Source organism: Fundidesulfovibrio soli (genome assembly GCF_022808695.1).
GTDB classification, from domain to species: domain Bacteria; phylum Desulfobacterota; class Desulfovibrionia; order Desulfovibrionales; family Desulfovibrionaceae; genus Fundidesulfovibrio; species Fundidesulfovibrio soli.
On sequence record NZ_JAKZKW010000023.1, the window covers coordinates 25,711 to 51,470 of the forward strand.

General features: G+C 64.7%; 26 protein-coding genes. 11 read left to right on the top strand and 15 right to left on the bottom strand.

The features are described from left to right. Positions 1-14: 14 nt before the first annotated feature. The 3 genes from MLE18_RS15555 to MLE18_RS15565 all read right to left on the bottom strand — a co-directional run bounded on the left by MLE18_RS15555 (position 15) and on the right by MLE18_RS15565 (position 1,356). The gene (locus MLE18_RS15555; RefSeq protein ID WP_243439718.1) at positions 15-368 is read right to left on the bottom strand and encodes a hypothetical protein; all 354 of its coding nucleotides are present in this window, start codon (positions 366-368) and stop codon (positions 15-17) included. A 2-nt stretch (positions 369-370) separates the two neighbouring features. Beyond that, on the bottom strand, positions 371-1,039 hold the full coding sequence (locus tag MLE18_RS15560) for a YkgJ family cysteine cluster protein (protein WP_243439719.1): 669 nt from the start codon (positions 1,037-1,039) through the stop codon (positions 371-373). A gap of 128 nt (positions 1,040-1,167) precedes the next feature. Next, positions 1,168-1,356: a ferredoxin gene (locus MLE18_RS15565; protein ID WP_243313341.1), complete on the bottom strand. Its 189-nt coding sequence runs from the start codon at positions 1,354-1,356 to the stop codon at positions 1,168-1,170. A 312-nt stretch (positions 1,357-1,668) separates the two neighbouring features. On the opposite strand from MLE18_RS15565, the gene MLE18_RS15570 reads away from it, so the two are divergent. The 5 genes from MLE18_RS15570 to mltG all read left to right on the top strand — a co-directional run bounded on the left by MLE18_RS15570 (position 1,669) and on the right by mltG (position 8,346). Further along, complete coding sequence (locus MLE18_RS15570) at positions 1,669-2,622, top strand: glycosyltransferase (RefSeq protein WP_243439720.1); 954 nt, start codon at positions 1,669-1,671, stop codon at positions 2,620-2,622. A gap of 152 nt (positions 2,623-2,774) precedes the next feature. Next, complete coding sequence (locus MLE18_RS15575; RefSeq protein ID WP_243439721.1) at positions 2,775-2,972, top strand: hypothetical protein; 198 nt, start codon at positions 2,775-2,777, stop codon at positions 2,970-2,972. Between the two features lie 346 nt (positions 2,973-3,318). Beyond that, positions 3,319-6,894, top strand: coding sequence for an FAD-binding and (Fe-S)-binding domain-containing protein (locus MLE18_RS15580; protein ID WP_243439722.1), 3,576 nt, complete (start codon positions 3,319-3,321; stop codon positions 6,892-6,894). Further along, a complete protein-coding gene (ruvX, locus tag MLE18_RS15585; protein WP_243439723.1) occupies positions 6,894-7,328 on the top strand; it encodes a Holliday junction resolvase RuvX in 435 nt (144 codons plus the stop codon). Before MLE18_RS15580 ends, ruvX begins: the two co-directional genes overlap by 1 nt. Positions 7,329-7,332: 4 nt before the next feature. After that, positions 7,333-8,346, top strand: a complete 1,014-nt coding sequence (mltG, locus tag MLE18_RS15590) for an endolytic transglycosylase MltG (RefSeq protein ID WP_243439724.1) — start codon at positions 7,333-7,335, stop codon at positions 8,344-8,346. 86 nt (positions 8,347-8,432) lie between these two features. Here mltG and MLE18_RS15595 read toward each other — a convergent pair whose 3' ends face one another. Together MLE18_RS15595 and MLE18_RS15600 are read right to left on the bottom strand one after the other, a co-directional pair. After that, entirely contained in the window at positions 8,433-8,957 is a 525-nt protein-coding gene (locus tag MLE18_RS15595; RefSeq protein ID WP_243439725.1) for a hypothetical protein, read from the bottom strand. A 107-nt stretch (positions 8,958-9,064) separates the two neighbouring features. Next, complete coding sequence (locus MLE18_RS15600; RefSeq protein WP_243439726.1) at positions 9,065-10,504, bottom strand: cation-efflux pump; 1,440 nt, start codon at positions 10,502-10,504, stop codon at positions 9,065-9,067. A gap of 118 nt (positions 10,505-10,622) precedes the next feature. On the opposite strand from MLE18_RS15600, the gene MLE18_RS15605 reads away from it, so the two are divergent. Beyond that, positions 10,623-11,510, top strand: a complete 888-nt coding sequence (locus tag MLE18_RS15605) for an AraC family transcriptional regulator (RefSeq protein WP_243439727.1) — start codon at positions 10,623-10,625, stop codon at positions 11,508-11,510. A 119-nt stretch (positions 11,511-11,629) separates the two neighbouring features. Here MLE18_RS15605 and MLE18_RS15610 read toward each other — a convergent pair whose 3' ends face one another. The 5 genes from MLE18_RS15610 to MLE18_RS15630 all read right to left on the bottom strand — a co-directional run bounded on the left by MLE18_RS15610 (position 11,630) and on the right by MLE18_RS15630 (position 15,896). Then, complete coding sequence (locus MLE18_RS15610; protein WP_243439728.1) at positions 11,630-12,142, bottom strand: hypothetical protein; 513 nt, start codon at positions 12,140-12,142, stop codon at positions 11,630-11,632. Positions 12,143-12,271: 129 nt separating this feature from the next. Next, positions 12,272-13,480 carry a DUF1287 domain-containing protein gene (locus tag MLE18_RS15615; protein WP_243439729.1) on the bottom strand — a complete coding sequence of 403 codons (1,209 nt, stop codon included), beginning with the start codon at positions 13,478-13,480 and terminating at the stop codon, positions 12,272-12,274. A 269-nt stretch (positions 13,481-13,749) separates the two neighbouring features. Then, the gene (gene trpS, locus MLE18_RS15620) at positions 13,750-14,745 is read right to left on the bottom strand and encodes a tryptophan--tRNA ligase (protein WP_243439730.1); all 996 of its coding nucleotides are present in this window, start codon (positions 14,743-14,745) and stop codon (positions 13,750-13,752) included. 14 nt (positions 14,746-14,759) lie between these two features. Next, positions 14,760-15,404 carry a site-2 protease family protein gene (locus MLE18_RS15625; RefSeq protein WP_243439731.1) on the bottom strand — a complete coding sequence of 215 codons (645 nt, stop codon included), beginning with the start codon at positions 15,402-15,404 and terminating at the stop codon, positions 14,760-14,762. A 108-nt stretch (positions 15,405-15,512) separates the two neighbouring features. Continuing rightward, positions 15,513-15,896: a response regulator gene (locus tag MLE18_RS15630; RefSeq protein ID WP_243439732.1), complete on the bottom strand. Its 384-nt coding sequence runs from the start codon at positions 15,894-15,896 to the stop codon at positions 15,513-15,515. 131 nt (positions 15,897-16,027) lie between these two features. Here MLE18_RS15630 and MLE18_RS15635 point away from each other — a divergent pair, with 131 nt between their 5' ends. The 3 genes from MLE18_RS15635 to MLE18_RS15645 are packed head-to-tail and all read left to right on the top strand — an operon-like array spanning position 16,028 to position 17,758. After that, positions 16,028-16,225 carry a hypothetical protein gene (locus MLE18_RS15635; protein ID WP_243439733.1) on the top strand — a complete coding sequence of 66 codons (198 nt, stop codon included), beginning with the start codon at positions 16,028-16,030 and terminating at the stop codon, positions 16,223-16,225. A gap of 4 nt (positions 16,226-16,229) precedes the next feature. Next, positions 16,230-17,126 (top strand): TIGR00269 family protein, encoded by an 897-nt coding sequence (locus MLE18_RS15640; protein ID WP_243439734.1) that lies wholly within the window; start codon positions 16,230-16,232, stop codon positions 17,124-17,126. Further along, on the top strand, positions 17,123-17,758 hold the full coding sequence (locus MLE18_RS15645; RefSeq protein WP_243439735.1) for a hypothetical protein: 636 nt from the start codon (positions 17,123-17,125) through the stop codon (positions 17,756-17,758). Before MLE18_RS15640 ends, MLE18_RS15645 begins: the two co-directional genes overlap by 4 nt. Here MLE18_RS15645 and pgl read toward each other — a convergent pair. The 3 genes from pgl to MLE18_RS15660 all read right to left on the bottom strand — a co-directional run bounded on the left by pgl (position 17,738) and on the right by MLE18_RS15660 (position 20,622). Next, positions 17,738-18,484, bottom strand: coding sequence for a 6-phosphogluconolactonase (pgl, locus tag MLE18_RS15650; RefSeq protein WP_243439736.1), 747 nt, complete (start codon positions 18,482-18,484; stop codon positions 17,738-17,740). The two genes, MLE18_RS15645 and pgl, sit on opposite strands and share 21 nt — an antisense overlap. Further along, entirely contained in the window at positions 18,468-20,015 is a 1,548-nt protein-coding gene (zwf, locus tag MLE18_RS15655; RefSeq protein WP_243439737.1) for a glucose-6-phosphate dehydrogenase, read from the bottom strand. The genes pgl and zwf overlap by 17 nt, the downstream gene beginning before the upstream one ends. Positions 20,016-20,127: 112 nt before the next feature. After that, positions 20,128-20,622 carry a hypothetical protein gene (locus MLE18_RS15660; protein ID WP_243439738.1) on the bottom strand — a complete coding sequence of 165 codons (495 nt, stop codon included), beginning with the start codon at positions 20,620-20,622 and terminating at the stop codon, positions 20,128-20,130. A 262-nt stretch (positions 20,623-20,884) separates the two neighbouring features. Here MLE18_RS15660 and MLE18_RS18025 point away from each other — a divergent pair, with 262 nt between their 5' ends. Then, positions 20,885-21,007 (top strand): hypothetical protein, encoded by a 123-nt coding sequence (locus tag MLE18_RS18025; RefSeq protein ID WP_272881712.1) that lies wholly within the window; start codon positions 20,885-20,887, stop codon positions 21,005-21,007. 24 nt (positions 21,008-21,031) lie between these two features. Next, positions 21,032-21,886, top strand: coding sequence for a pirin family protein (locus tag MLE18_RS15665; protein ID WP_243439739.1), 855 nt, complete (start codon positions 21,032-21,034; stop codon positions 21,884-21,886). A gap of 8 nt (positions 21,887-21,894) precedes the next feature. On the opposite strand, the gene MLE18_RS15670 is transcribed toward MLE18_RS15665, so the two are convergent. Together MLE18_RS15670 and MLE18_RS15675 are read right to left on the bottom strand one after the other, a co-directional pair. Further along, complete coding sequence (locus MLE18_RS15670; protein ID WP_243439740.1) at positions 21,895-24,333, bottom strand: DNA internalization-related competence protein ComEC/Rec2; 2,439 nt, start codon at positions 24,331-24,333, stop codon at positions 21,895-21,897. 318 nt (positions 24,334-24,651) lie between these two features. After that, complete coding sequence (locus MLE18_RS15675; RefSeq protein ID WP_243439741.1) at positions 24,652-25,737, bottom strand: hypothetical protein; 1,086 nt, start codon at positions 25,735-25,737, stop codon at positions 24,652-24,654. Positions 25,738-25,760 lie beyond the last annotated feature (23 nt).

Consider the following 25,760-nt stretch of genomic DNA (forward strand, 5'->3'; position numbering starts at 1 on the left):
ATTTCCGTGAAGGCCTAGAGGCCCTTTTCGCTGTCGAGGAGCTTGGAGTACCACAGCACGAAGTCGTACATGCCCCTGAAGCGCTCCGCGTTGTTGACCACCCCCACGCACATCTCCCAGGCTCCTGCGGAGTAGTCGGTCCCGGTGGCCGTGCCCTCGGGCACGCTCTTGATGAAGTCGTTCATCAGCTGCTGTGACGTGCGCTTGGTGGTGTCGATGCGCATGTCGATGGGCTCGAAGGGTTTCTGGAAGGGATCCCAGTTGTCGTAGCCCAGTTTGTCGATGAACTTGCGCCTGCGCGGCGGGATGCTCTCGTAGATGGCGCGTTTCTGCGCCTCTTCCTCGGGGGTGAGGGGGCATACTGCCACGATCAGTCCTCCTTGGGCTCCTTGAGAGCGAAGAATTCCTCGTCATAGCTGCTGAGCATGGCCATGGAGACGGGCACCAGCATCTCGCCAACGTAGGCTTCCTTGCTGCCCGCGCGCTCGGCCACGCGCCTGGAGAGCTCCAGCAGCCGCTCCTGCAGCTTGGCGATGTTCACCGCCGGGTACTTGCCGCCCGGTTCGAAACCGGACTTGCCGCACACGCGCAGCTTGCCGGCCACGTTGAGCGGAGCGCCGTAGAGGCGGCAGGTCACGGGGCGGGCGTCGTACATCTGGCAGCGGTTGTCATCGGCGAGCAGGGCGCAGCGGATGCGCTCGCGGGCGAAGTCCTCGATGATGCGCTCCTCGGGCACTCCGGCTTTGACGGCCTTCCAGGCCTTGTGCTTGAGGCGGTAGTGCTCGCGGTCGGAGCGGTTGGCCGCCTCGGTGAGCAGGTAGCGGGAGTCGCCCTTGGGGTAACGCTTGTTGAACTGGGCGTTGATGTACAGGGCCTCCACCAGGCTCACGTCGAAGGGCGCGTGGCAGCAGTCGGCGCAGGCCACTTCGCAGCGCACCTGCTCGGGGCAGGCGGCCTTGACCTTGTCGAACACGGCGTCGACCTCAGCCACCAGAGCCTCGTAATCGGCGAAAATGTCGGAAAAGTCGGCTTCTATCACATCGTCTCCCTGCCGCGCCAGCGGCAGCCAGTGATATAAGTTCGCCCCGGGCAGGGGCAAGAGCAAACAAGCAGGCGGGAGCGCGCCGCAGGGGCGCGCTCCCGCCTGAAAGAAAACCGGGGAAGGGACTATTCTTCCTCGACGGTGATGGCGTCCTGGTCGCAGACTTCGACGCAGGATTCGCAGCCCAGGCACTCTTCTTCGTTCACGACGACGGACTTGCCGTCCTGCAGCTCGTAAACCTCAACGGGGCACACGTCCACGCATTCGCCGTCGCCGGTGCACTTTTCTTCGTCAACAGTGACCTTGTAGCCCATGGTCCTAACCTCCACTCTCACGTTTGGTTTATTTCGGCCGGATTGGCGGGAACGCCACCCCGAAGGGGAAGTGCACCCGAATATCACAATAAAATCAGCCGGTTGAAAAAGCACCCCGGCCGTCCCTATCGGATGCCAAAGCCTTAGCCTCGGAACGGAAGACCTGTCAAGCACGCCGGAAGCCACTTTTTGGCCCCGCGCGTGCGGGTCTGAAAATTTTTTTGAACCAGCCCTAAAGTCTGACCCTGTTGATCCGATAAGATAAGCGGAGTCGCTTGGATTGCAACCTCTCGGCCAAGGATAGGCTGAACCATGAACAAGATAGTGCCATTGCGGGCGAATCGAGCCGCCGTCCGCCCGGTGCTGATGCTGCTCACGTCGCACAGGCTGGACTGCTTCCTCCTCAGCCTGCGTTGCCTGGAGCGGTTCACGAACCTGGCCCGCTTCAAGAAAATCTACATCGTGGCCAACGCCGTCAGCCCGGACCACGCAGCCATACTCAACCGCTTCATGCACACCCACGAGCGGGTGGAGGTCATCCATTGCTCCCCGCGCGGGCTCATGCCCGCCGTGAATACCGTGCAGAACGAGATCCTGGAGCGCCACCGCGACGACGTGGTGGTCAAGCTCGACGAGGACGTCTTCGTCACCCCGCGCTGGCTGGAGCATCTGCTGGAGGGATACCGCCTCCACTCCTTCAGCCGCGACGTGCCCCTGGTCAGCGCGCTGTGCCCCGTCTCGCCGCATGGGCTCTACGCCCTGGGCCGTTATCTGAAGACCGCCCACCCCACGGCGCGCACAATGTACGACGGGGGCATCGTGGAAGAGAACTGGGTCTACCATCGCTGGATGTGGGAGAAGGTCGTGCGGGAGGATTTCGTGCAGGGCTTCCTGGCCAGCGACCCGCAACCCTATTTCTACACCGGCTTCGCCAGCATCAACTGCGTGGTTTTCGACGCGCGCCTCATGGAGGCCATCCTGCCGCTGCCCACGGAGCCGCTGCCCGGGCTCCCCGTCTCCGACGAGCAGGCCGTGAACATGGTGCTGGCCGCCAACAAGTGCAAGACCGCCGTGGTCAGCCGCGCGGTGGCTCACCACTACAGCTTCTCCCGCTGCGAGGAGTACCTGCGCTCCCACGTGCCCCTGGACGCCGTTTGGCACTACCTGCAGGAGGTCTGGCGCGAGGAGCAGATCGTGGCCAAGGCCGGGGCTTTGCGCCGCTTCCGCCCCGCGCCCGTCCAGGACGGAGCCGCCGCCTCCAGCTGATCCGCCGTCGCGCCGGGCGCAGTTCAGGCCCGATCCATGCCGTTTCGCGCCGGGGATGAGTCCTCTGGCGCTTTTTTCGTGTTCCGCCGTTGTCCTGGGCGCTGATTGTGGCTAGTGTGGCGCAACTTCCTCACCGACAACGGAGGCGCAGCATGACCGAGACGAAGCCCGAATGGATCTGCCCCAAGTGCAACGTGTCCAACGACCCCGATTTCACCCGCTGCCGCATCTGCGGCGAGCCCAACCCCAACAATCCTCCCGGCGCCAAGACGTGCGCCAAGTGCGGCGCCCTGGCCGGTGAGCACACCTGCTGCCCCGTGTGCGGCAGCGACTACTTCCTGAACCTGTAGGAGAGTAACCTCCCCACTCTACAGGGGCGTGTCCGTTCCGGGCCGGGATCGCCAGGCGGTCCCGGCCCTTGCCGTGCGCATTTTGGGCCCTTGCCCCCCCGTCGCATCTCCCTCGACATTTTCGCCGCCTGCGCCGCGTGCCCGGCCGCGCGGTTTCTTTCTTTCTGTCCGCCGGGCGACGGACAGCGCGGCCCGCAGGGGCCATGATCCGCCCGGCCCTTGGTTTCCGGTTTGCACAAAAACATCAAAATACCCCGGCGCAGGGGGCCAGGAAACGCCTTGCCAACCGCGCGGAGCGGTAATACATCTACATGTCTCCCCACCATTGATCGCAGGTAATCTCCCCATGCCAGAAAAGCAGCCACATATATCGATCCCGCTCAGCCGTTTGGTTCCCAGAGTCCTGGGCGTCGGCGAACGCGAATTCGGCACTTGGCCCGAGGACATCCAGGAGGTCGCGGTCTCGCTGGCCAGCGAACTCTTCCTGGTGCGCTACAACCCCTTCATCGACCCGGCCGACGTGCGCGAATCCGTGGAGAAGCGTCTCGAACAGGCGCAGACCATGCTCACGCCCGAGTATTTCCGCCTGCTCTCCGCGGCCATCAAGACCTTCTGGAAGGAGTTCGACGCGGACGAGCAGTTCCGGGCCGACCTCAAGAGCCGCGTCTCCGAGTTCATGGATGACCGGGCCATCCTGGACGGGCCGCACAACCTGGTGGAGTGCTCCACCGACGCCACGGACCTGCGCATGCAGCTTCCGCTCATGGTGCTGGCCCCCGACAGGACCGAGCACGTCCAGCGCATCATGGAGCTCGCGGGCGAGATGGGCTTCGCCGTGATCCCGCGCGGGGGCGGCTCGGGCTGCACCGGCGGCGCGGTGCCCTCCCGGCTGCGCACGGTGGTGCTCTCGCTGACCCGGCTCAAGCAGGTGCTCTCGGTCGATCCCGACGCCCGCACCCTGTGCGTGGAGGCGGGCGTGATCACCCTGCAGGCCATCCAGGCCGCCTCGCAGAAGGGCCTGCTGCTCACGGTGGACCCGGCCTCCAAGGCCTCGTCCTCCATCGGCGGCAACATCTCCGAGAACGCGGGCGGCCCCTACGCCTTCGAATACGGCACCACGCTCGACAACCTGCTCTCCTACAAGATGGTCACGCCCGACGCCCGCGTGGTGGAGATCAGGCGCGTGGACCACCCACGCCACAAGATCCTGCCCACCGAGACGGCGCGCTTCGAGATCGTGGACCAGCGCGGCAAGGTGCTGGACACCGTTGAGCTCGACGGCGCGGAGATTCGCGGCCCGGGCCTGGGCAAGGACGTCTCCAACAAGTACCTGGGCGGCCTGCCGGGAATGCAGAAGGAGGGCGTGGACGGCGTCATCACCGAGGCCTGCTTCATCTGCTACGAGAAGCTCAGGCACTCCAAGGTGCTGGTGCTGGAGTTCTACGGCCGCTCCATGCACAACGCCATGCTGACCATCCAGGGCGTGGTGGCCTTGCGCGACCGCATCCGCCAGGAAGGCGACCTGGTGAAGATCTCCGCCCTGGAGGAGTTCAACGCCAAGTACGTCAAGGCCATCGAATACTCCAAGAAGTCCACCCAGTACGAGGGCGACCCCATCAGCGTGCTCACGCTCCAGCTCGACGGCAACGACCTGCCCGCGCTGGAGAAGGCCGTGGAGGAGATCGTGGCCATCGCCAACCGGCACGAGGGCGTGGACGCCTTCGTGGCCCGCGACGAGAAGGAGGCCGAGGTCTTCTGGGAGGACCGCCACAAGCTCTCCGCCATCGCCAAGCGGACCTCCGGCTTCAAGATCAACGAGGACGTGGTCATCCCCCTGGACGTGATCCCCGAGTTCGCGGACTTCCTGGAGGAGCTGAACCTGCTCTACCTGGCCAAGAGCTACCGCAAGGCCCTGCAGGAGGCCACCCGCCTGCCCGGCTTCCCGGACTCGGACGAGTTCATCTCCATGGAGATGCAGTTCGCGGCCGAGATCCTGCGCGGCATCCGCACCAAGGACGAGCTCAACGACCAGGAGCTCGAGGTCCAGAGCTACTACTTCTTCACGGACCTGAAGACCCGCTACCCCAAGCTCTACAACGAGATCGAGGCCATCTACCAGGACATGCTGGCCCGGCGCATCATCGTGGCCAACCACATGCACGCCGGCGACGGCAACTGCCACGTGAACCTGCCCGTGAACTCCAACGACCCCGAGATGCTGGCCCAGGCCCACGAGGCCGCGGACAAGGTGTTCGAAAAGGTCATGGAGCTCGGCGGCGCGGTCTCGGGCGAGCACGGCATCGGCATCACCAAGATCGCCTTCCTGCCCGAGGACAAGATCGTGGCCCTGCGGGCCTACAAGCAGAAGGTGGACCCCAAGAACATCCTCAACCCGGGCAAGCTCGTCACCCGCGAGCTGGACGTTGAGCCCTACACCTTCTCCTTCAACCGGCTCATCCGCGACATCAAGAAGACCGCCCTGCCGGACAAGGACAAGCTCATCAACCTGCTCACCAACGTGCAGGTCTGCACCCGCTGCGGCAAGTGCAAGCAGGTCTGCCCCATGTACCACCCTGAGAGCGGGCTGATCTACCATCCGCGCAACAAGAACATCAGCCTGGGCGCCATCATCGAGGCCATCTACTACTCCCAGGTGCACCACGGCAGGCCCAGCAGCAAGCTCTTGGACAGCCTGCGCAAGATGACCGAGCGCTGCACCACCTGCGGCAAGTGCACCGGGGCCTGCCCGGTGAAGATCAAGACCGCCGGGGCCATCCTGGATATGCGCGCCTTCATCGAGGAGAAGGGCGCGGGCGGCCACCCGATCAAGTCCAAGGTGCTGCACTTCGTGGCCGAGAATCCCGAGGATCGCGCGCCGAGGATGGCCAAGGCCGCCGCCTGGGGCCAGGCCGTGGGCAACCACCTGGTGGGCCTGCTGCCCGGGCCGTGGCGCAGCCGCATCAACACGCCGCTCTTGCACGGCTCCGGCCCGGTGACGGGCTTCAAGAACCTGGCCGACGCCCTGCACCTGGAGAAGGGGGGCATCTTCATCCCCGAGAAGCCCATGGGCGAGGCAGTGTTCTACTTCCCCGGCTGCGGCGCGGCGCTGTTCTGGCGCACCATCGGCATGGCCTCCGTGCATCTGCTGCTGCGCGCCGGGGTGAGCGTGATCATCCCCGAGCGGCACATGTGCTGCGGCTACCCGCTGCTGTCCTCCGGCTACCAGGACGCCTACCGGAAGAACCGCGCCCGCAACATCGAGGGCATCGGCGAGCTGTTCGTCAAGGCCGCCAACGAGGGCGTGGCGCCCCAGGCCGTGCTCACCGCCTGCGGCACCTGCCGAGAGACCCTGACGGACTACGACATCGAGGTCATCGCCGGGGGCAAGATCCCGCACTTCGACGTGGTGCAGTACCTCATGGAGCGCATCCCCGAGCGCAGCGACACCCGCTTCGCCGTACCCTCGCGCCTGATCTACCACGCGGCCTGCCACGCCGAGTGGCAGGGCGTGCCCCTGGCCAAGGCCCCCGAGATCTACCGCCAGGCCCTGGCCACGCTCACGGGCGCCAAGGTGGACATCTCGCCCGGCTGCTGCGCCGAATCGGGCCTGGGCGCCATGACCAGCCCGGACATCTACAACCGCATCCGCCAGCGCAAGCAGGAGCAGCTCAGCAAGGACCTGGGCAACGCGCCGAGCGAATCCCAGCCCATCGTGGTGGGCTGCCCCTCCTGCAAGATCGGCATCAAGCGCTGCCTCCTGCGCATGGGCCGCAAGCAGAGCGTGTACCACGCCCTGGAGTACCTGGCCGCCGTGGTGGACGGGCCCAAGTGGAAGCGCATGTTCCGCAAGGCCCTGACCCAGGCCAAGGTGGAAGGGCGCAAGCGCGTGCTGGCCTTTGCGGGGATCGCGGACAACCGCTGATGCGCACCCTCGGCGTCGATTACGGGCTCAAACGCGTGGGCCTGGCCGTCACCGATCCGAACGGTTCCATGGCCTTCCCGCTGGAGACCATCCAGCGGGAGGGCCGTGACGAGCTGTTCGCCCGGCTGGTCTCCCTCGTGGAGCGCGAATGCGTCGAGCGGGTGGTGGTGGGCTGGCCCGCGCCCGCGGAGGGCCGCGACAGCCTGACCGCCCGCCAGACAGTGAACTTCGCCCGCAGCCTGGCCCGTCGCGTGGCCGTGCCCGTGCTGCTCATGGACGAGACGCTCTCCAGCGAGTCCGCCATGGACGACCTGCGCCAGGCCGGGGTGAAGCCCTCCAAGCGCAAGGCCGTGCTGGACCAGCGCGCCGCCGTGCTGATCCTGGAATCCTTCCTGGCCGCGCCCGAGTGCGCGCGCTCCGCCCAAGAGGTCTGACCCAATGCTCAAGCGCATCCTGGCCGTACTTGCGCTGTTCGTCCTTGCCGCCGCCGGTTTCGTGGCCTGGCAGGGCCACCGCTTCCTGACCACCCAGCCCGAGACGCCGGGCCGCGACGTGCGCGTGCAGATCGAGCAGGGCATGGGCTTCGAGCAGATCGCGGGCATGCTGCACAAGGAGGGCGTGGTCACGGACCCGTTCGCCTTCAAGCTGCTGGCGCGCTATTCCGGGCAGGACGTGCGGCTCAAGGCCGGCGAGTACCAGCTGAACACCGGGCTCACGCCCCAGAAGGTGCTGGACCTGCTGGTGAGCGGGCAGGCCATCCTCTACAAGGTGTCCGTGCCCGAAGGGCTGACCCTGCGCCAGATCGCCCGGCTGGTGGAGCAGGCGGGCATGGGCTCGGCAGAGAGCTTCGTGAAGCTCGCGCGCGATCCTGAGATTCTGGCCAAATACGGAGTGCCCGCCCAGAGCGCTGAGGGCTTCCTGTTCCCGGAGACGTACCGCTTCACGCGCAAGCCCGGCAGCGACCCGCGCCAGGTGGTGGAGGCCATGCTGGGCCAGTTCCAGAAGACCCTGCCCAAGGTCTGGCCCCAGGGCGCTCCTGACGGGAAAGCCTTGTTCGACGCAGTGACCCTGGCCTCGATAGTGGAGAAGGAGACGGGGCAAAGCGGCGAGCGCGGCAAGATAGCCGGGGTGTTCGCCAACCGCCTGGCCAAGAAGATGCTTCTGCAGACCGACCCGACCATCATCTACGGCCTGGGGGAGAAGTTCGACGGCAACCTGAAGCGCGCCCACCTGGACGACCCCAAGAACCTGTACAATACCTACCAGCACCCCGGCCTTCCGCCCGGACCCATCTGCAACCCGGGGATGGAGGCGCTCAAGGCGGCGGCCAGCCCCGAGGCGCACGACTACCTGTATTTCGTCTCCAAGAACGACGGCTCGCACCAGTTCTCCAAGACGCTGGACGAACACAACTCGGCCGTGGCCAAGTTCCAGCTCAAGCGGGGGAAGTAGGCGGGCATTTTTTTGTGATTGAGTGCGTCGAATTGCCCGCATGATGGGTTATTTGGTCGGAGTTCCGTGTAGTGTTGTGCCGCTACTCAATAGATTTCGCAGTCACGATTCTCCCATGTGTATACGATGTTTGCTGTTGATTTTGGGCGGTAACGCTTGTGGTATTTTGAGATTAAGACGTGAAGACGGTGGGTGCTGTTAGTAGGTTCCGTTTCAAGACGTGAGCAAAATGTGATGACATTCCGCTTAGTGGATATGTCACACCTATCGATATAAATTGTTAAATCTGGTGTCATGCAGATTTTATTAATGATTTCCTGAGTGCATACCCCATCAAGAACAAATCCGCCTTTGAGTTGTTTGGCCTCTAGTGCAGATTTGCGTATGTTTTCCAGGCATAGGATTTCAGAGTAATCACTTTCGTTGGTAAGCCGCTTAGAAACGTATGAATCGACCTCTATCCAATCTAAAGAGAGTTCGTCACATATTGCTCTTGCTAGCGTTGACTTTCTGCATCCAGTCATCCCGTCGATGATGATTGTTTTGGACCAGTTATAATGCGTTCCAATCAATCTGATGACTTCTTCAAAGTCTGAAGTTGTGTTTTGCATGTCGTCGGTCTGCTAATATATTATGAGCGTTGGTTCCAACGGAACGAAGTTCCTTTGGCCGCCGGAGGCATCTCTCTCCTCCTGCTCCCTTCCCTGTCTTCCTCTCCCTAGTCGATCACCACGTCCTTTTCGTCCTCCGGCTCAACGTGGATGATCACGCGCCCTATCCCCTCCACCTCCGCGCGCACCATATTCTCCAGCCGGGCGGTCATTTCGTGGGCCTGGCTTATGGAAGCTTCCGGGGCCATGCGGCAATGGAAGCTCACCGAATAGGTGCCCCCCACCTTGTGCACGGCCACGCCGTGGCAGTCGCTGACGCCGTGCGTATCGGCCACCAGGCGCTCCACCTTCTCCCGGATGTGTTCCGACTGGTCCGCCTCGGCGTCGGTGCGCAGGTCGCTGCCGCCCACGGGCTCGATGTGGCTGGCGATGGTCAGCCCGGGGATGCGCGCATGCACGGCGGCCTCCAGTTCGGTGACCAGCTCGTGGGCGCGGTGCAGGCTGAGGTCGTCGGGCACCTCCACGTGCATCTCCAGGTGCGTGCCCAAGGGCGTCTGGTGGGCGCGCAGCCCATGCACGCCCATGCCCTTTGAGGCGGCCACTCCGCGCACCAGTTCGAAGAGGTCCGTCTCCTCGCTGGCCACCGGGGTCAGGCGCACCAGCACGTCCGCGCCGGGCACCACCTGCTTCACGGCGTCCTCCACGCGTGCGCCGATGCGGTGGGCCTCCTCGAAGCTGGTCTGGCGGGAGATGTCCAGGGTGAGGTCCACAAAGGCCGACGGGCCGGAGAGCCGTGCCCGCACCTGCCCGGCCCCGCGCACCCCGGCGATCTCCAGCACGGCGGCGCGGATCTGGTCGGTGAGGCTCTCGGAGCCGCCGTCCAGCAGCACGTCCACGGCCTGCCGCCCGAGTTGGATGCTGACCCAGACCACAATGGCGCATACGCCAAGGGCGGCCACGGCGTCGGCGCGCTCCAGCAGGGCGCGCACGGGCGAGCCCTCGGGCAGCAGCCGGCCGGCCCAGACGCAGCCCAGCCCGAAGATGACCACCGCGGAGGACCACACGTCCGTGGAGAAGTGCAGGGCGTCGGCCTCCAGGGCCTGGCTGTTGTGCTTCTCGGCCACGGCCTTGAGCATGCGCGAGCGGGTGACGTCGATGACGATGGACACGGCCATGACCCCGAAGCTCCACCAGGTGACCTCCACCGCCTCGGGCGCGCCGAAGAGCCGCAGCAGGGCCTCCCGCACGATGTAGACGCAGGTCAAGAACAGCAGGAGCGTCTCCACCAGGGCGGAGAGGTTCTCGACCTTGCCGTGGCCGTAGGGGTGCTTGCGGTCCGCCGGGCGGCTCGACTGGCGCACCGCGTACCAGGTGACCCCGGCCGCCAGCAGGTCCAACCCGGAGTGCGCCGCTTCGGAGAGGATGCCCAGGGAGTTGGTGAGCAGCCCCACGGCGATCTTCATGCCCGTGAGGAACAGCGCCGCCACGATGGAGGAGGTGGCCGCCGCGTGCTTCTCGCGGTCGGCCTCGCTTATTGGGGCGTTCATGGAATTGCGGTACACCGGGGCCGGATTTTGGGAAACCCGTGAGGCTGATTTTCATAATTATACGGATGTGAGCAAAAATCGTCAGGCAGGGTGGGATGCTTCGTGCTAGACACGCCGCATGAACGATACGGCGCGCACCTACCGCCGGGCCATCCTCGCGGTGCTGGCCCACATCCAGAGCGACCTGGACGCCCCGCTGAGCCTGGACGTGCTGGCGGGCGTGGCGGGCTTCTCGCCCTTCCATTTCCATAGAATCTTTCTGGGCCTAACCGGGGAGACGGTGGGCGCGCACATCCGCCGCCTGCGCCTGACCCGCGCCGCCCACAGGCTGGAATTCGGGTCCGTCAGCGTGACCGAGATCGCCCTGGAGGCCGGATACGAAGCCCCGGAGGCCTTCACCCGGGCCTTCAAGGCCCAGTACGGCGAGGCCCCCAGCCGCTTCCGGGAGTTCTCCCGCGAGCGCCGCAAGGAGCGCGTCGGGCAGTTCTTTCCCTTTCCCGAGGATTTCATCCGCCAACAGACAGGAGGCGAGACAATGGACGTGAGCATCATCCGCAAGGAGCCCCAGCGTGTGGCCTGCATCCGCGCCGTGGGGCCGTACATGGATTCCTCGCGGCAGGCCTGGGAGCGCATGGTGGCCTGGGCCGGGCCGCGCGGGCTGTTCGGGCCGCAGACGCGCTTCATCGGCGTGGGGCACGACGACCCCGGGGCAACCGCCCCGGAGCTGCTGCGCTACGACGCTTGCGTCAGCGTGGGGCCGGAGGTGGAGGGCGACGACGAAGCCTTCGTCACGGAGCTGCCCGGCGGGGAGTACGCCACGGTGGTGCACAAGGGGCCATACGAGGGGCTGGAGAAGACCTACATGTGGTTGTACGGGGTGTGGCTGCCGCAGTCCGGCCGGGTGAGCGCGGGCAGGCCCGGCTACGAGGTGTACCTGAACACCCCGGAACGGACGCCGCCCGAGGAGCTGCTGACCGAGATCAACGTCCCGCTGGAGCCGAAATAGGGCGAGGTGGGGGAGGGGGCGCGGCTCAGGCCGCCCCCGTCTGTTTTGGGGGTTGTCGTGTTTGGTGGGGATGTGGGCCACGCTGCGGACGCACGGAGCAGTGTGCCCACCTGTGATGCCTATGCCCGGCCCGCTGCCCGATCCTTTCGGCGCAAGTACCAAACCACCGATCTGTTCAGGAGGGCGATGGCCACCCCGAAAACGGCGGCGTAGATAAGCGTGCCAGGTATGCCCCAGATGCTGTATATCATGCTTGTGCGAAATGATTCCAACTGCAGTTTGCCGCCAGTTATTGTGTGAATGCCGATTTTGTCGAGAATGTAATGTGACCATAAGAAGCATTCGTCGGCTGGGTTTATGAAAATTCCCCAGAGCATCATGATGATAAGGAATCCGGGCAGGTTTTGTCTGCCAGCTAATACTTTTGAAAAATCAATTTGGCCTATGAGCACGAGCGTGGGGAGGAATAACATCCCGAAATCAACCCACTTCATCCACTTGAAATGAATATTGAAGAGTTGGTAGAATTTCGTTCCGACAAGCACAATTGTAATTATTGTGGCTATGCCGACGAAGAAGTTGGCTTTGTGAGAGCAAAGCCATGCAAAAATATTATGGATTATAGGTCCCATCGGTGTGCCTTTTACAGGCAGGGCGTCTTAATCAACGACACCCTGCCTGTTTGGTTTAAACGCTCGGTTGGTCATTTCGTCTTAGAAGTACTTCCGGACAATCACTTTTGAGCGATTTACTGATGGCCGTTACTTCACGCGCCGGATGATAGGCGTCACCTCCGGGAACATGTCCTCCCGGCGAACGATGCCAAGCTCCTTTTGCCCGGCGGCAATCACATGCTCGTCGTCGATGGCGATGCCTGTGTGGTGCCTATTGTTTTCCCCTCCACGCCAGACAACGATATCGCCCGGCCGGACATCCTTGTCGTTCCCAATGTACTCCAGTGCGTCTGGCCGATAGTTCGGGTCTGCCAGGTTTTTCACAGTGGGGTAGTAGTGCGCCGGGCCGCTCTCTCCGTTCCACCAGCGCTTGGCCTGGGTGTATAATCCCCCGTAGCTTTCTTCTCTGGGGTACTGCCAGCCTAACGGGTCCCCTTGAGCGTGCGCGTCCCCCACGAACTCGTTGCATTTCCAATGAGGTCTGCCCAGACCATCTGTGGTCATTTCCCACGCAGTCGGGTTCTGGTCTAATTGCTTCCAAGCGTAATCCACCCGGCTTTTGGCCCGCTCCTCGGGCGTATACGTCTCGAACCCCTTCACCTTGTCCCACAGGGCTCGGTTATCCCCAATGCCGGCCTGGGCCCCGGCGTCGCCGGGCGCATCCGTTCCCTGGGGCGCGGGTGCGGCGGGGTCGGGCAGAGCCTGAGCAACGGGCGCAACCCAGTCGGGCTGGCCCGAGGAGCCCCCAGCAGACGGTTCCGCCCCGGCCTCGCCATCCTGCGACAGGTACCGAGCCGACGAATCACCCCACCCCAGTGGACCGGCGGTTTCGGGCTCCGGTGCGGCTTCGTCCCGCCCGGAATCCCCTTGGAAGATATCCAGCCCGGGCACCCCGACGAGCCCTTCGCGCAGGGCCGGGAACAGCGGGGCGTTGCCCCCGAGCATCCGTTGCCGCGCGGCGATGTTCGGCACCATCCGGTCCATGAGGCCGCCCACTTTCCAGTGGCCCGCCCCGGGTTGAGTCCAGAGGCCGCTGAGCGGCCCGGCGGCGGGTTGTCCGGCCCGCCCGCCCAGAATGTTGCGAGGATCGAACAGGATTTCCCCGATCTCTTGGCTCCCTGCGCCATCCCCAGGCCAAGGCCTGGCCTCCCCCGGCCTGACTGGCAGTAGCTCCATGACCCCGGGGTTCCGTTCGTCGGCCATCCCGATAGGGGTTCCAAACCCGATCGGGGGTTGCCCCGGATGTTCCTCTTCCACGTTGCTGAGCATATTGAGCAAGCTCGCCTCGAAAGCCATGTCTTCCTCCTGCGGCGGCCTTGCCGCCTGATGTTTTTCGGACATCATATGCAGGAGGCGGAAATTATCACCCCATATAGGGCTATGTGGGGAGAAAGTAGAATATTTTATCGTGGATATCAATTCGTTTCCACGTATCGAAGTGTGGTGATGCTTGCTGGTCTTGGCCGCATTCGAGGCGCGGGCCTGGCCCGGGCAAAGCGGCAGGCCGCAAAAAAGCCCCCCGCCTCGCGGCGGGGGGCTTTTTGTTCGATAGCGGGGCGAACGCGTTAGAAGTTGAAGTTCAGCTTCTCGCGCAGCTCCTCGATGGTGGCGCGGGCGGCCACGCGGGCGCGCTCGTTGCCGTCGCGCAGGATGTCCCAGGCCAGGTCGGGGTTCTTGTCCAGCTCGGCGCGACGCTGCTGGAAGGGCTCCAGGAAGGCGCAGAGGTTGTCCGCCATGATCTTCTTGCAATCGCCGCAGCCGATGCTGGCCTCGCGGCAGCTCACGGCGATCTCCTCGCACTTCTGCGGGTCGGTGAAGAGCAGGTGGTAGGGGTAGAGGTTGCATTCGCCCGGCTCGCCGGGGTCCTTGAGGCGGGCGCGCTTCACACAGGTGAGCATGGGGGTGATGCGCTTGCGCACCCCGGCCAGGTCCTCGCCCAGGGCGATGGCGTTGCCGTAGCTCTTGGACATCTTGCGCCCGTCCAGCCCGGGGAGCTTGGAGGCCTTGGTCAGCTTGGCCTCGGGCTCGGGGAAGATTTCGCCCCAGAGGTGGTTGGCGCGCCGGGCGATCTCGCGGGTCAGCTCCAGGTGGGGCAGCTGGTCGTGGCCGACAGGCACCCGGGTGGGCTTGTAGATCAGGATGTCGGAGGCCATGAGCACCGGGTAGCCCAGGAAGCCGTAGGTGGAGAGGTCCTTGGTGCCGTCGAGCTGGTCGCGCACGTCCTTGTAGGTGGGGTTGCGCTCCAGCCAGCCCACCGGGGTGATCATGGAGAGCAGCAGGTGCAGCTCGGCGTGCTCCTTCACCTGGGACTGCTGGAACATGACCACCTTGGCGGGGTCCAGCCCGGCGGCCACCCAGTCCGTGACCAGGCTGGGCACGAAGCCTTTGACCTTCTGGGGTTCGGCGTACTCGGTGGTCAGGGCGTGCCAGTCGGCCACGAAGAAGAAGCACTCGTGGTCCTTGGCCAGCTCGACCCAGCTGTCCAGGACGCCGAAGTAATGCCCAAGGTGCAGCGGCCCGGTGGGGCGCATGCCGGATACGATGCGTTTGTTGACGGTCATGTTCGCTCGCTCGGTCAGATCAGAAGGTTGTAGAGGTACGACACCACGGGGGAAAGTATGCGCCCGAGCACCCCGCTCATGGCCAGCAGGAGTACGATGACGAAGCCCCAGCGCTCGCGCAGGGCCAGCTCGTAGGCTATGCGCTTAGGCAGCAGGCCCAGCAGGATGTGTCCGCCGTCCAGGGGCGGGATGGGCAGCAGGTTGAACACGCCAAGCGACAGGTTCACCTGCACGCTGGCCACGCACATGTAGAGCAGCGGCGTGAGCAGGTTGGCCTGCCAGAACGGGTCGCGCCAGGCGTGGAAGGCCGCCTCCAGCCCGCCCAAGGCCAGCGCCGAGACCCCGGCCAGCAGGAAATTCGCCGCGGGCCCCGCCACGGAGACGATCATCATGCCGGTGCGCGGGTTGCGGAAATAGCGGGAGTCCACGGGCACGGGCTTGGCCCAGCCGATCATCTGGGTGATGACGAAGACGAGCAGGCCCACAGGGTCCAGGTGCTTGAGCGGATTGAGCGTCAACCTGCCCGCGAGCCTGGCCGTGGGGTCGCCCAAGGCGGCGGCCGCAACCCCGTGCGAGACCTCGTGAAAGGTGACGGCCATGAGCATGGGGGGGGCGAAGATGGCCAATTTGAGAAGGAATTGGCCCACGTCTGGAAACATGGCAGGGCGCTACCACGTTGCCCGGCCGAGGGCAAGCCGGACCGGCAGGCGGGGGAAATACGAAAAAAAAGGCGGGCCCGAAGGCCCGCCCGCACGTTCGGGTGTGGTTCAGGCCACCACGGTTGCATTGGCCTTGGCCATGGCCTGCGAAACCTTGGACTTGAGTTCGGTGAGGTCCACCGACTTGACCACGTAGTAGTCGGCCGCGATGGACTTGAGGTCGTGCTGGAAGGAGTCGTACGCCGTGGAGAGGATCACGGGGATGAGCTGGTCCTTGCCGCGGATCTCCTGCAGGAGGTCCAGCCCGGAGCGCGTGGGCCCGAGCTTGATGTCCAGCACGACCACGGCCGGCTTTTCCCGTTCCAGAACGGCGAGGATGGGCTCCTCCCCGTCGGATGTGGCCACGACGTATCCGTCGCTCTCCAGTTCCTCCTGGTAGAGCATGCGTATATGCTTTTCGTCGTCCACGACGAGAACCTTCTTGGCTTCCATGGAGACCTCCGGCGTTGGGCGCGTCGAGCGCACCGTCACGTTAAAAATATGCTCAAAATCAGGGGGGCGGTCAACACGTTTCGCTGCCGCCCGGGCTTGCCCTCGGCCCCGGGCCGGGATAGAGGCCGCACATGGTTCGCGTACTCATAGAATCGACAGGCGAGCAGCGGGAGTTCCGGGCGCTCAAGTCCGTGACGCAGCTGCTCAACCGGCTGGGGCTCAAGTCCACCGAGGTGTTGGTGATCCGCGGCAGGGAGCTGCTCACGCCCGACCGCATGATAGGCCACGAGGGCGAGATCCGCATCCGCCACGTGGTCTCCAGGGGGTAGCGCCGTGAAGTGCCGCCGCTGCAGCGAGCTGGCGCAGGTCCGCCTGCCCAGCCATCACACCGGATTCTGCGCCCCCTGCTTCGAAACCTATTTCCTGCGCCAGGTGGAGCGGGGCATCCACGAGCACAAGCAGTTCTCCAAGGAGGACCGGGTGCTCCTGGCCGTCTCCGGCGGCAAGGACTCGCTCGGCCTGCTGCTGGCCCTGACCAGGCTCGGCTACGACATCACGGCCCTGCACATCGACCTGGGCATCCCCGTCTCCTCCCAGGGCGCCCGCGCCACGGTGGAGGCCTACTGCGCCGCCCATTCCATCAAACTTCACGTGCTGGAGACCGCCGAAAAGGGCCTGCCCATCCCGGAGGTCAAGAAGCGCGTGAACCGGCCCATCTGCTCGGTGTGCGGCAAGATCAAGCGCCACTGGTTCAACCGTTTCGCCTACGAGAACGGCTACGACGTGCTGGCCACGGGCCACAACCTCGACGACGAGGTGGCCCGCCTGTTCGCCAACACCCTGCGCTGGGACCAGGCCTACCTGGCGGGGCAGGGCCCCGTGAGCCCGGCGGAGGGCAAGTTCGTGCGCAAGGTCAAGCCCCTGTGCCGCCTGACCGAATACGAGACCGCCGTGTGGTGCTTCCTGAACGGCATCGAGCACGTGCTGGCCGCCTGCCCCTATTCCGCCGGGGCCAGCTTCACCGGGCACAAGAAGCTCCTGGCCGACCTGGAGGAGCGCAGCCCGGGCATGAAGATGCAGTTCTACGAGCACTTCCTGCAGCGCGGCAAGCCCGCCTTCCAGGCGGTGCGGGCCGAAGCCCCGCCCCTCAACGAGTGCGCCCGCTGCGGCTACCCCTCCTCCATGGAGGTCTGCGGCGTGTGCCGCATCAAGGATCAGTTGGAGGCGTGAGCGCGAGCCAGGCCAGCCAGTGGGCGGCGCGCAGGCGCGCTGCCCTGATGCGCCCGGCGCGTTGGTTCGCGGCCGGGGCGACCTGCCTCATCCTCTTGGCCGGAGGCTGGCTGGCCCTGCGCGAGGCCCGGCTGCAGCGCCAGCCGGGGCGGACCGATCAGGCGGTCGCCGCGCTGCGGGACGAGCAGGTCATGCTGCGCCTGAAGCACCTGGCCCTGGCCGCCAATCTGGCCAAGGTCCTGAACAACTCCCTGCTGGCCGACATCACCGGGGAGCTCAGCACCGAGCACCCCTGCGTGCAGGCGCCCAGGCTGGACGGGCACGGCCCGGACTCGCCCTGCGCCGCCCGCTGGAACCGCGCCCTGGACGCGGTCTGGGCCAAAGCCTTCGGCCCCCAGGCCGGGCCGCCGCCGGACTGGCTGCGCCGTGACCTCTGGGGCAGGCCCGTGCTGCTCAACGAGGGCGAGAGCGTCTGCCAGTCGCCCGTGGTGGATTGCGTCAACGACACGCTGCGCAGCGCCGGGCCGGACGGGGTGGTCAACACCGCCGACGACCTGATCGCCAGGGTCCCGCCGTTCCTGGGCCCCGAGCTCCACAGGCGCGCCGTGGAGTCAGCCCGCCAGAATCCATAGCAGCCGCCCCTCCGGGCGCACCAGGGCCGCGGGGCAGTCCTGCCGCCTCCCTGCCGCGATGTCCGTGGCCAAGGCCGCCTTCTCTCTCCCCGAAGCCAGGAAGAAGACCAGCCGCGCCGCGTTCAGCACCGGCAGGGTCAGGCTGACGCGCGGAACGGGCGGGTCCGCCCCGGCGTAGGCCACATCCACGGCCCAGAGCGTCCGCTCCCCGAGGGCCGGTTGCCCTGGGAACAGCGAGGCCGTGTGCCCGTCCCCGCCCAGGCCCAGGTGCAGGCAGTCGAAAGCGGGCGGGCCGTTCCCGCCGAAATGCGCCTTCAGCTCCTTGCGGTAGATTTCGGCGGCCCGTGCCGGGTCCGCCTCCTCCCCCTTGATCCTGTGCACCCAGGCCGGAGGTTCCGGCAGGCGGGCGAGCAGCGTGCCCCGCGCCGCGCCGTAGTTGCTGCGGGCGTCTTCCGGGGGCACCATGCGCTCGTCCACCCAGAAGAGGTGCGTGGCGGCCCAGGGCAGGTCCTGACCGGCCAGGAGCTCGAAGTAGCGCCCAGGCGTGGACCCGCCGGACACGGCCAGGGTGAACGCCCCGCGCGCGGCCACGGCCTCCCGCGCCGCCCGGGCCGTCAGCTGCGCGGCGCGCTGGCTGGCGGCCTCCAGATCAACATGGCGCTCCAGCGCCGGGAGGCCTTCTGCCTCCGGGTCGGCATGGCGCTCGATTTCAGGCGACGGGGTCAAGCCCGATGTCCTTTCTGAACCCGTGGTGCAGCTCCTGGGCCTCCCGCGGGCCCCAGCCCCCGGCGGGGTAGATGCGCAGGTGCGCGTTGGGGTCGTCGCAGCGCTCGCACATCTCCAGCACCGGGGTCAGGAAGCCCCAGCACAGCTCCACGGCGTCCTGGCTCCAGAAGAGCATGTGGTCGCCCAGCATGCAGTCCAGCAGCACCTTCTCGTAGGAGTCCAGCGGCGGCCCGGTGTAGCCCTGCTGGAAGTCGAAGCTCATGGAGGCCGTGCGCAGGCAGAAGCGCGGCCCCGGGTTCTTGACCTGGAAGCTCAGGTTGATGGCCTCCTGCGGGTAGGTCTCCATGACCAGCCGGTTGGCCGAGACGTGCTCGCCCAGCACCCGGCGGTAGATGGAGTGGGGCACCTCCTTGAACTTGACCACGATGCGCGTGAGCTTGCGCGCCAGGCGCTTGCCCGAGGTCATGTAGAAGGGCACGCCCTGCCAGCGCCAGTTGTCCACGTGGACCTTGAGCATGGCGAAGGTGGGGGTGGTGGAGCCCGGGGCCACGTTCTTCTCCTCCCGGTAGCCGGGCAGCGCGCCCTCCTTGCCGGGGCCGTACTGCCCCAGCGCCAGCTGGCCGAAGCCCAGGGCCGGGTCGAAGGGCCGCAGGCATTTGTAGACCTTCACCTTTTCGTCGAGCACCTCGCCAGCCCGGAACATGGAGGGCGGCTCCATGGCGGCCAGGGCCAGCAGCTGCATCATGTGGTTCTGGAACATGTCGCGCAGCACGCCCGCCTGCTCGTAGTAGCCCGCGCGGTGCTCCACGCCCAGGTCCTCGGCGGCCACGATGGAGACGTACTCCACGAAGTTGCGGTTCCACACCGGCTCGAACACGGAGTTGGCGAAGCGGAACAGCAGGATGTTCTGGATGGTCTCCTTGGCGAGGTAGTGGTCGATGCGGAAGATCTGCTCCTCGCGGAAGTGGGCGTGCAGGGCCTCGTCCAGCCTGCGGGCGGAGGCCAGGTCGCTGCCGAAGGGCTTCTCCACCACCAGGCGGGTCCAGGCCTGCTCCACGCCGCGCCCGGAGAGCCCCGAGGCCCCGAGCATCCCGGCCACGGGCTCGTAGAGCGTGGGCGGGATGGCCAGGTAGAACATGCGGTTGCCGGGCAGGCCCAGGCGCTCCTCCAGGCCGGTTATGAAGCGGGAGAGCTCCAGGTAGCCGCCCAGGGTGTCGTACTCCAGGTCATGGTAGTGGATGCGCTGGGCCAGCGCGCCCCAGTCAAGCTCCATGAGGTGGCCCGAACGGGCCAGGGCGGCGCGCACGGACTCGCGGAACTCCTCCGCGCTCATCTTGGAGCGCGCCGCGCCCACGATGGCGAAGTTGCGGGGCAGGTCGCCCACCTGGAGCAGGCGGGCCAGGGCGGGGAAGAGCTTGCGGGCGGAGAGGTCGCCCGAGGCTCCGAATATGACGATCACGCAGTCCTGCGGGCGGGTGTCCATGCGGCACTCGCCCTGGGCGGCGGTTAATGGCTTGTCGTTGTCTTCCACGGGGATGCCTCCTGGGGGATGGCCCATGCTAGCCTATCTCGTCAGGCGTAGCCAGGGCGGAGAGTAATACCCCTTCAAATATCCTGTTGATATATACAAAGCATCGACGATGTTATTCGACAATGAACTGGAGTTCGTAACCTTTGCCTGTAGGCCAGATTTTCTTCAGCAGTATAAAATCTATCTCATTAACCTTCCAAGACCTTTGGATTCCATCCCTGGTCGTTTTGTCAAACTCTTTGGAAAACTCCATGCTCCATGGTTTTTTTATGAGCTTCATATACAATTTTCCGCAGTAGTGTTTAAATGTTTGAATGTTGTGATCTGCTGTTGAAGTGTCGTTTATGTTCAAGATTATTTTGAGCTGCTTCGCAGAGCTGCTGTCTCCGTTGGCATAGTATGCAACATTTGATTTGATAACGCCCTGGCTTGGCAGGTTTTGGTACGTAGTACCGCAGCCGCCAGAATTTGAGTCAACACGCCAAGGGTGCCCCTTGGAATCCAAAACGTCGTCCATAAGCGTGCAGGCTTCTAACGGGACTAGGTCCAAAGCATAGGCATAGGGCGGTATCAACAAAAAGAATGTCAGAATAAGCGCATATTTCATGACGTCCTCCCGGTTTGGGTTGAGGATACTGCGAATTGTGTTGTTCAAGCAATGTCAATTATGGGAACAGTTATTCAGGGATATGCGGGTTGTTTTACTGCTATTCCCGTGAAGTATTTGAAGAGTGTCCTGGCTTCGCTTGCTGGCGTAGCTGGAGTGCTAGTGCGGTAGCGGATTGGGCATTGATCTCCCGGCTGGAAGCGGCCATAGGAGGATGGGGGCCGGACGCGTCCGGCCCGGCGGCGAATACAGGAGGCGCTCCATGAGCGGAGAGGACGACAAGCCCGGCAAGGGCGAAACGCGCCAGGTGCACATCGGCTGGCTGGTGCTGTTCTGCCTGGCGGTGGTTCTGGCCTACGCGCTGCTGCGCGGGGCCTTTTCCTGAGCGGCCCGCGAGGAGGAAACGATCATGAGAAGAGGCGTGAAGAAGATGTTTACGGGGCAGCCCGTCGTCGAGGGGGCCGGAGTGCGCCTGCGCCGGGTCTTCGGCTCGTCCGAGGTGCCCAATTTCGATCCCTTCCTGATGCTGGACGACTTCCGCGCCCATAAGGTCGAGGATTTCATCAAGGGCTTCCCCTGGCATCCGCACCGGGGCATCGAGACCATCACCTACGTGCTCTCAGGCGACGTGGAGCACGGCGACAGCATGGGCAACTCCGGGGTGATCGGCGCGGGCGACGTGCAGTGGATGACGGCCGGCAGCGGCATCATCCACCAGGAGATGCCCAAGGGCGACGACACGGGCTCCATGCTGGGCTTCCAGCTCTGGGCCAACCTGCCCGCCGCGCAGAAGATGATGCCCCCGCGCTACCGGGGCCTCACTGCGGCCGACATCCCCGAGGTGCGCCGCGCCGACGGCACGGTGGTCAAGGTCATCGCGGGCCGGGTGGACGGCGTGGACGGCCCAGTGCAGGGCATCGTCATCGATCCCGAATACCTGGACTGCTCCGTGCCCGAGGGGGTTGAGTTCATCCACCCCACGCCGCGGGGCCACAGGGCGTTCGTCTACGTCATCGGGGGCAAGGGGGCGGTGGAGGGCGCTGCGGTGGAGAACCGGATGCTGGCGCTCTTCGGCGATGGCGACGAGCTGGCCGTGACCGGCGGGGAGGGCGGCGTGCGCTTCCTGCTGCTTACGGGCGCGCCCTTGGGCGAACCCGTGGCCTGGGGCGGCCCCATCGTCATGAACACCGAAGCTGAACTGGAGCTGGCCTTCCGGGAGCTGCGCGACGGCACCTTCATCAAGCACGAGTCTTCCGGGATCTAGACGGGAATCTAATCCGGTCCGCAGGGGCGCGCGGTCTCCACGCGGGGCGCGGCCTCGGGGGAGTCCCAGGTGAGGCGCACGGCCCCGCAGCGGTCCGTGCCGAACACCCGCGCCCCGGCCTTGCCGAGCGCGTCCAGCACCGCCTGGGCCGGGAAGCCGTAGCTGTTGCCGGCCCCGGCGCTGACCAGGGCCACGGAGGGCGACACGGCCGCGTAGAGCTCCGGCGAGAGGGACTTGGCGCTTCCGTGGTGCGGCGCCACCAGCGCGTCCGCTTGGAGCGGGCGTCCGCTCCCGAGAAAGTAATGCATGGCGTGCGGCCCGGCGTCCCCGGGCAGCAGAGCCAGGCCCCGGCCCTTCCAGATCAGGCGCAGCACCAGCGAACCCTCGTTGCCGTGGGCCGCGCCGGCGGCGGGCGGGTAGTGCACCTCCAGCCCGATATCTTGGCCCAGGGCCTGGCCCGGATTCTGGCCCGGACTTTGGCCCAGGGCGTGGAACTCGCCCTCGCGCCAGGTCTGCGGGGCCAGACCGCTGGCGGCCAGCCCGGCCAGGAAGTCCTCCCGCCGGGGAAGCTCCCCGTTGCCCGCAAGGAAACCCACCCTGAATGATCCCAAAAGGTAGGCGAACCCGCCGGTGTGGTCGCGGTCCGGGTGGGACATGACCAGCCCCTCAAGCCTGGGCGCGCGGCCCCAGGTCAGGGCCGGGGCCAGCACGGCCCGCCCCATGTCGAAGCTGCCCGAGAGCGCCCCGCCGCCATCCACCACGTAACGCTTCCCGCCGGGAATCTCGATCAGCGCGGACTGCCCCTGCCCCACGTCCAGGAGCGTCAGGCGCACGCGCTCACGCTGCTGGTCCCAGGCGCGCCAGAGCGGCGGGGCGGCGAGCAGCAGCAGGCAGAGGCAGGCCCAGCCCGCGCGCCGTTTGCCGTCGAGTGCGGCAAAGGCCGCAGCCAGGCCCAGCAGGGCGAACCAGCCCAGCGCCTCGGGCCACCAGGGCCGCTGCACGGGGTAGGTGGCCAGCCAGCCGCGCGCGTCCATGGCCTCCAGGCTGCCGAGCATCCAGGAACAGACCGTGGCCGAGGCCGCCAGCAGGGGCTCGCCCACCAAGGGCAGCCAGATTACGGTCAGGGCTCCCAGGTAGGCCAGGGGCTGCGCGGCCCACTCCACCACGGGCACCCAGAGCAGGTTCAGGTACAGATGGGGGCTGGCCTCCCCGAACACGCTGGCCTGGATGGGGAACACCGCCAGTTGCGAAGCCAGGGTCACGCAGGCCCAGCCCACGGGCACGGCCAGCAGCAGGCTCCAGCGGGAGCGGCCGCCCAGGCCGCGCAGCCGCTTGAGCGCCGGGGCGGCCAGGGGCATGAGCAGCACCAGCCCGGCCACTGCCGCGGCCGAGAGTTGCAGGCCCACGTCGAACACGCAGAGCGGATTCCAGAGGAACATGGCGGCCAGGGCGATGAACAGGCCGTCGAGCAGCACGCGGCTCCTGCCCATGAGCACCAGCAGGCCCCAGGCCCCGAACATGATGGCCGCGCGCACGAGCGAGGGCTCGAAGCGGCCCAGCCAGAGGTAGCAGGCCGTGAGCGGCAGGCCGATGAGCACGGCCAGCTTGGCCCGGGGCAGCGTGAGGCAGAGGCTGGGCCGCAAGGCGCAGGCCAGCCAGGCCGCGCACCAGCCCAGGGCGGCCACCGCCGCCAGGTTCATGCCGGAGACGGCCAGCAGGTGCGCCAGGGAGGCCCGGCGCACGCGCTCCAGGTCGGCCTGGGCTATGGCGAAGCGCTCGCCGGTGACCAGGCCCAGCACCATGCCCCCGGCGGAGCCCGGCCCGGCCCCGCGCAACACGGCCTCGCGCAGTTCCAGCCGCCAGCGCTCCCAGGGGTCGTCCGGGGGCGGCCCGGCCAGTGCCACGCCCTTGGGGCCCAGGGTGTAGGCCCGCAGGAAGACCCCGCGCAGCCGCCAGCGCCAGCCCCATCCGTCCACGCCGAAGTTGTCGAAGCCCTGAGCCGTGCGGGGCCTGGCGTCCAGGTCCACCCGGGAGCCGGGTTCGGGGCGGAAGGCGGGATCCTGCCAGGTCCAGGCCACGAGGCCGGGGAGGGCGGCTTCCGGTTCGCTCCCGCCGGTGCGTCGCACGTCCGAGAGGATGACCTCCAGGCGGTTGCCGGGGCGCTCCTGCACGGAGTCCACGCGGGCGTTCAGGTGGCTCTTCAGGCGGGGGGCGTAGAGTTCGTCGAGGCCGGGGGGAATGTCGGGCAGGCGCAGGCCCGCGTAGCCGAAGCCGAGCAGTGCGGCCAGTGCGAAGGCCGCCGGATGGGGGAATCTCCTGCCCGCCAGCCGCCAGAGCGCGGCGGCCAGGATCGCGGCCCCGATGCCCGGGGCCGGATCGTGCGCGGCCCAGGCTCCGGCCGCGCAGGCCAGGAAGAGGGCCTGCCAGGGCAGCAGGCCCGGGGGCATTATGTTTAAGAGCTCCATTTTATAGGAATGTTTCAGATTTGAAGTGTTGTTGGTGCCAGGCGCCAAAGGCCAGCAACCAGGTTGCGTGCAAAAGGACAGGGCCGTGTATGATAGTTTGAGGACGGAATTGACAATAATGGTGCTAGAGCGGTTGTGGTAAAATTCAATTCTGTATGAAATATGTCGAATGATGTGGTGTGGTTATTTGCTCGCGGTGTGTCAAGGCACCATGCCTTGTTGGTTGAATTGGTCCAATAAACTCCTCATCGTTGGAGTCTGTGTTGGATTACCTTGCTTAATTGACTGATTTTAAATGATTTAACGGTCCAGAGCGACCTTGATATTTTGGAGGAACTCGCTGTCTGCTACGTGTTTTTGGTTGCAATTGTCAGCGTCTATGAAGTTGTCTGATTTGTCTTTGTATGTTGCATGCGTGGTTCTTATTAGGGTGCAGCTCGTTTTTGAATTTACAATGACCATTTGATTTATCATGCTCATTCTTGTTTCTGCTAGTTCACCGTTATCAAGTTTATATTTCCAAACAATTTCCATCATAGTCTGGCAGTATAAAGCGTCCTGTGTTCTTTCGATTGAGAGAATTTTAAAATTTCCTTTGTATGTTGTGCTGAATAGCAGTTCCTCTTGAAGCAATGAAATGAATACGGAAAGAAGAACATCAATTTTTGATGTGTCAGCTATTCCTTTGTCGTAGTCGGATTCGTATTTTTTGGCGAGGGAATTGATCTTGGGTATTAAATTGTCAGGAGAAATAGTGCCTGGATTACTGGAAGCCTCTTTTCTGAAATCTGATATGGCTCGAATGAAGGCGATGTGCTTTTGGAAACCTTCTAATAGCTGAAGTGATTTGTCCTTCTCGAAGCTAACAACGAATATGTCGGATCCGAATGTTGCTGCTCCGCATCCCAGGTGCCAATGGTCGCATTTAACTTGCGTCAAGTAGTTTTCTGGGTCAACTGTGTCGACTAGTCCTGGATCTCTAAATGATAGTATATCCCACAGATTTTGTTGGTCGTATTGCCAATCGTGCAATGAATGAGGGAGTCGTAGGAAGAACTTCCCATCAGCATGGCTTGTGTAGTCTTGCAGTTTAAAGCGATTTTCACTGTTTGTTCCAATTTCCGAGAGATTAACTTGCCCAGAGCCAGGTGAAGTGAATCTAATCCCGCTGATGGTTTTTTTATAATCCTCAATTATATTTTGTTGTGCGTGGCTATCTTTTTGTAGGGTGCTAATTTTTTCGGCTTGCTCAGAAATCTTACTGTGCATGTTGTAGTAAAGAGACCCGGAGGCAATAATGATACTGACAAGAGTCAAGAGAATAGGGATGAATGAAGGTAGGGCAATCTGCTTGCGTTTTGCGTCCTTAGGAATGGTTTTTCTCATTCTCGCCCCGGTGTTCCAATATC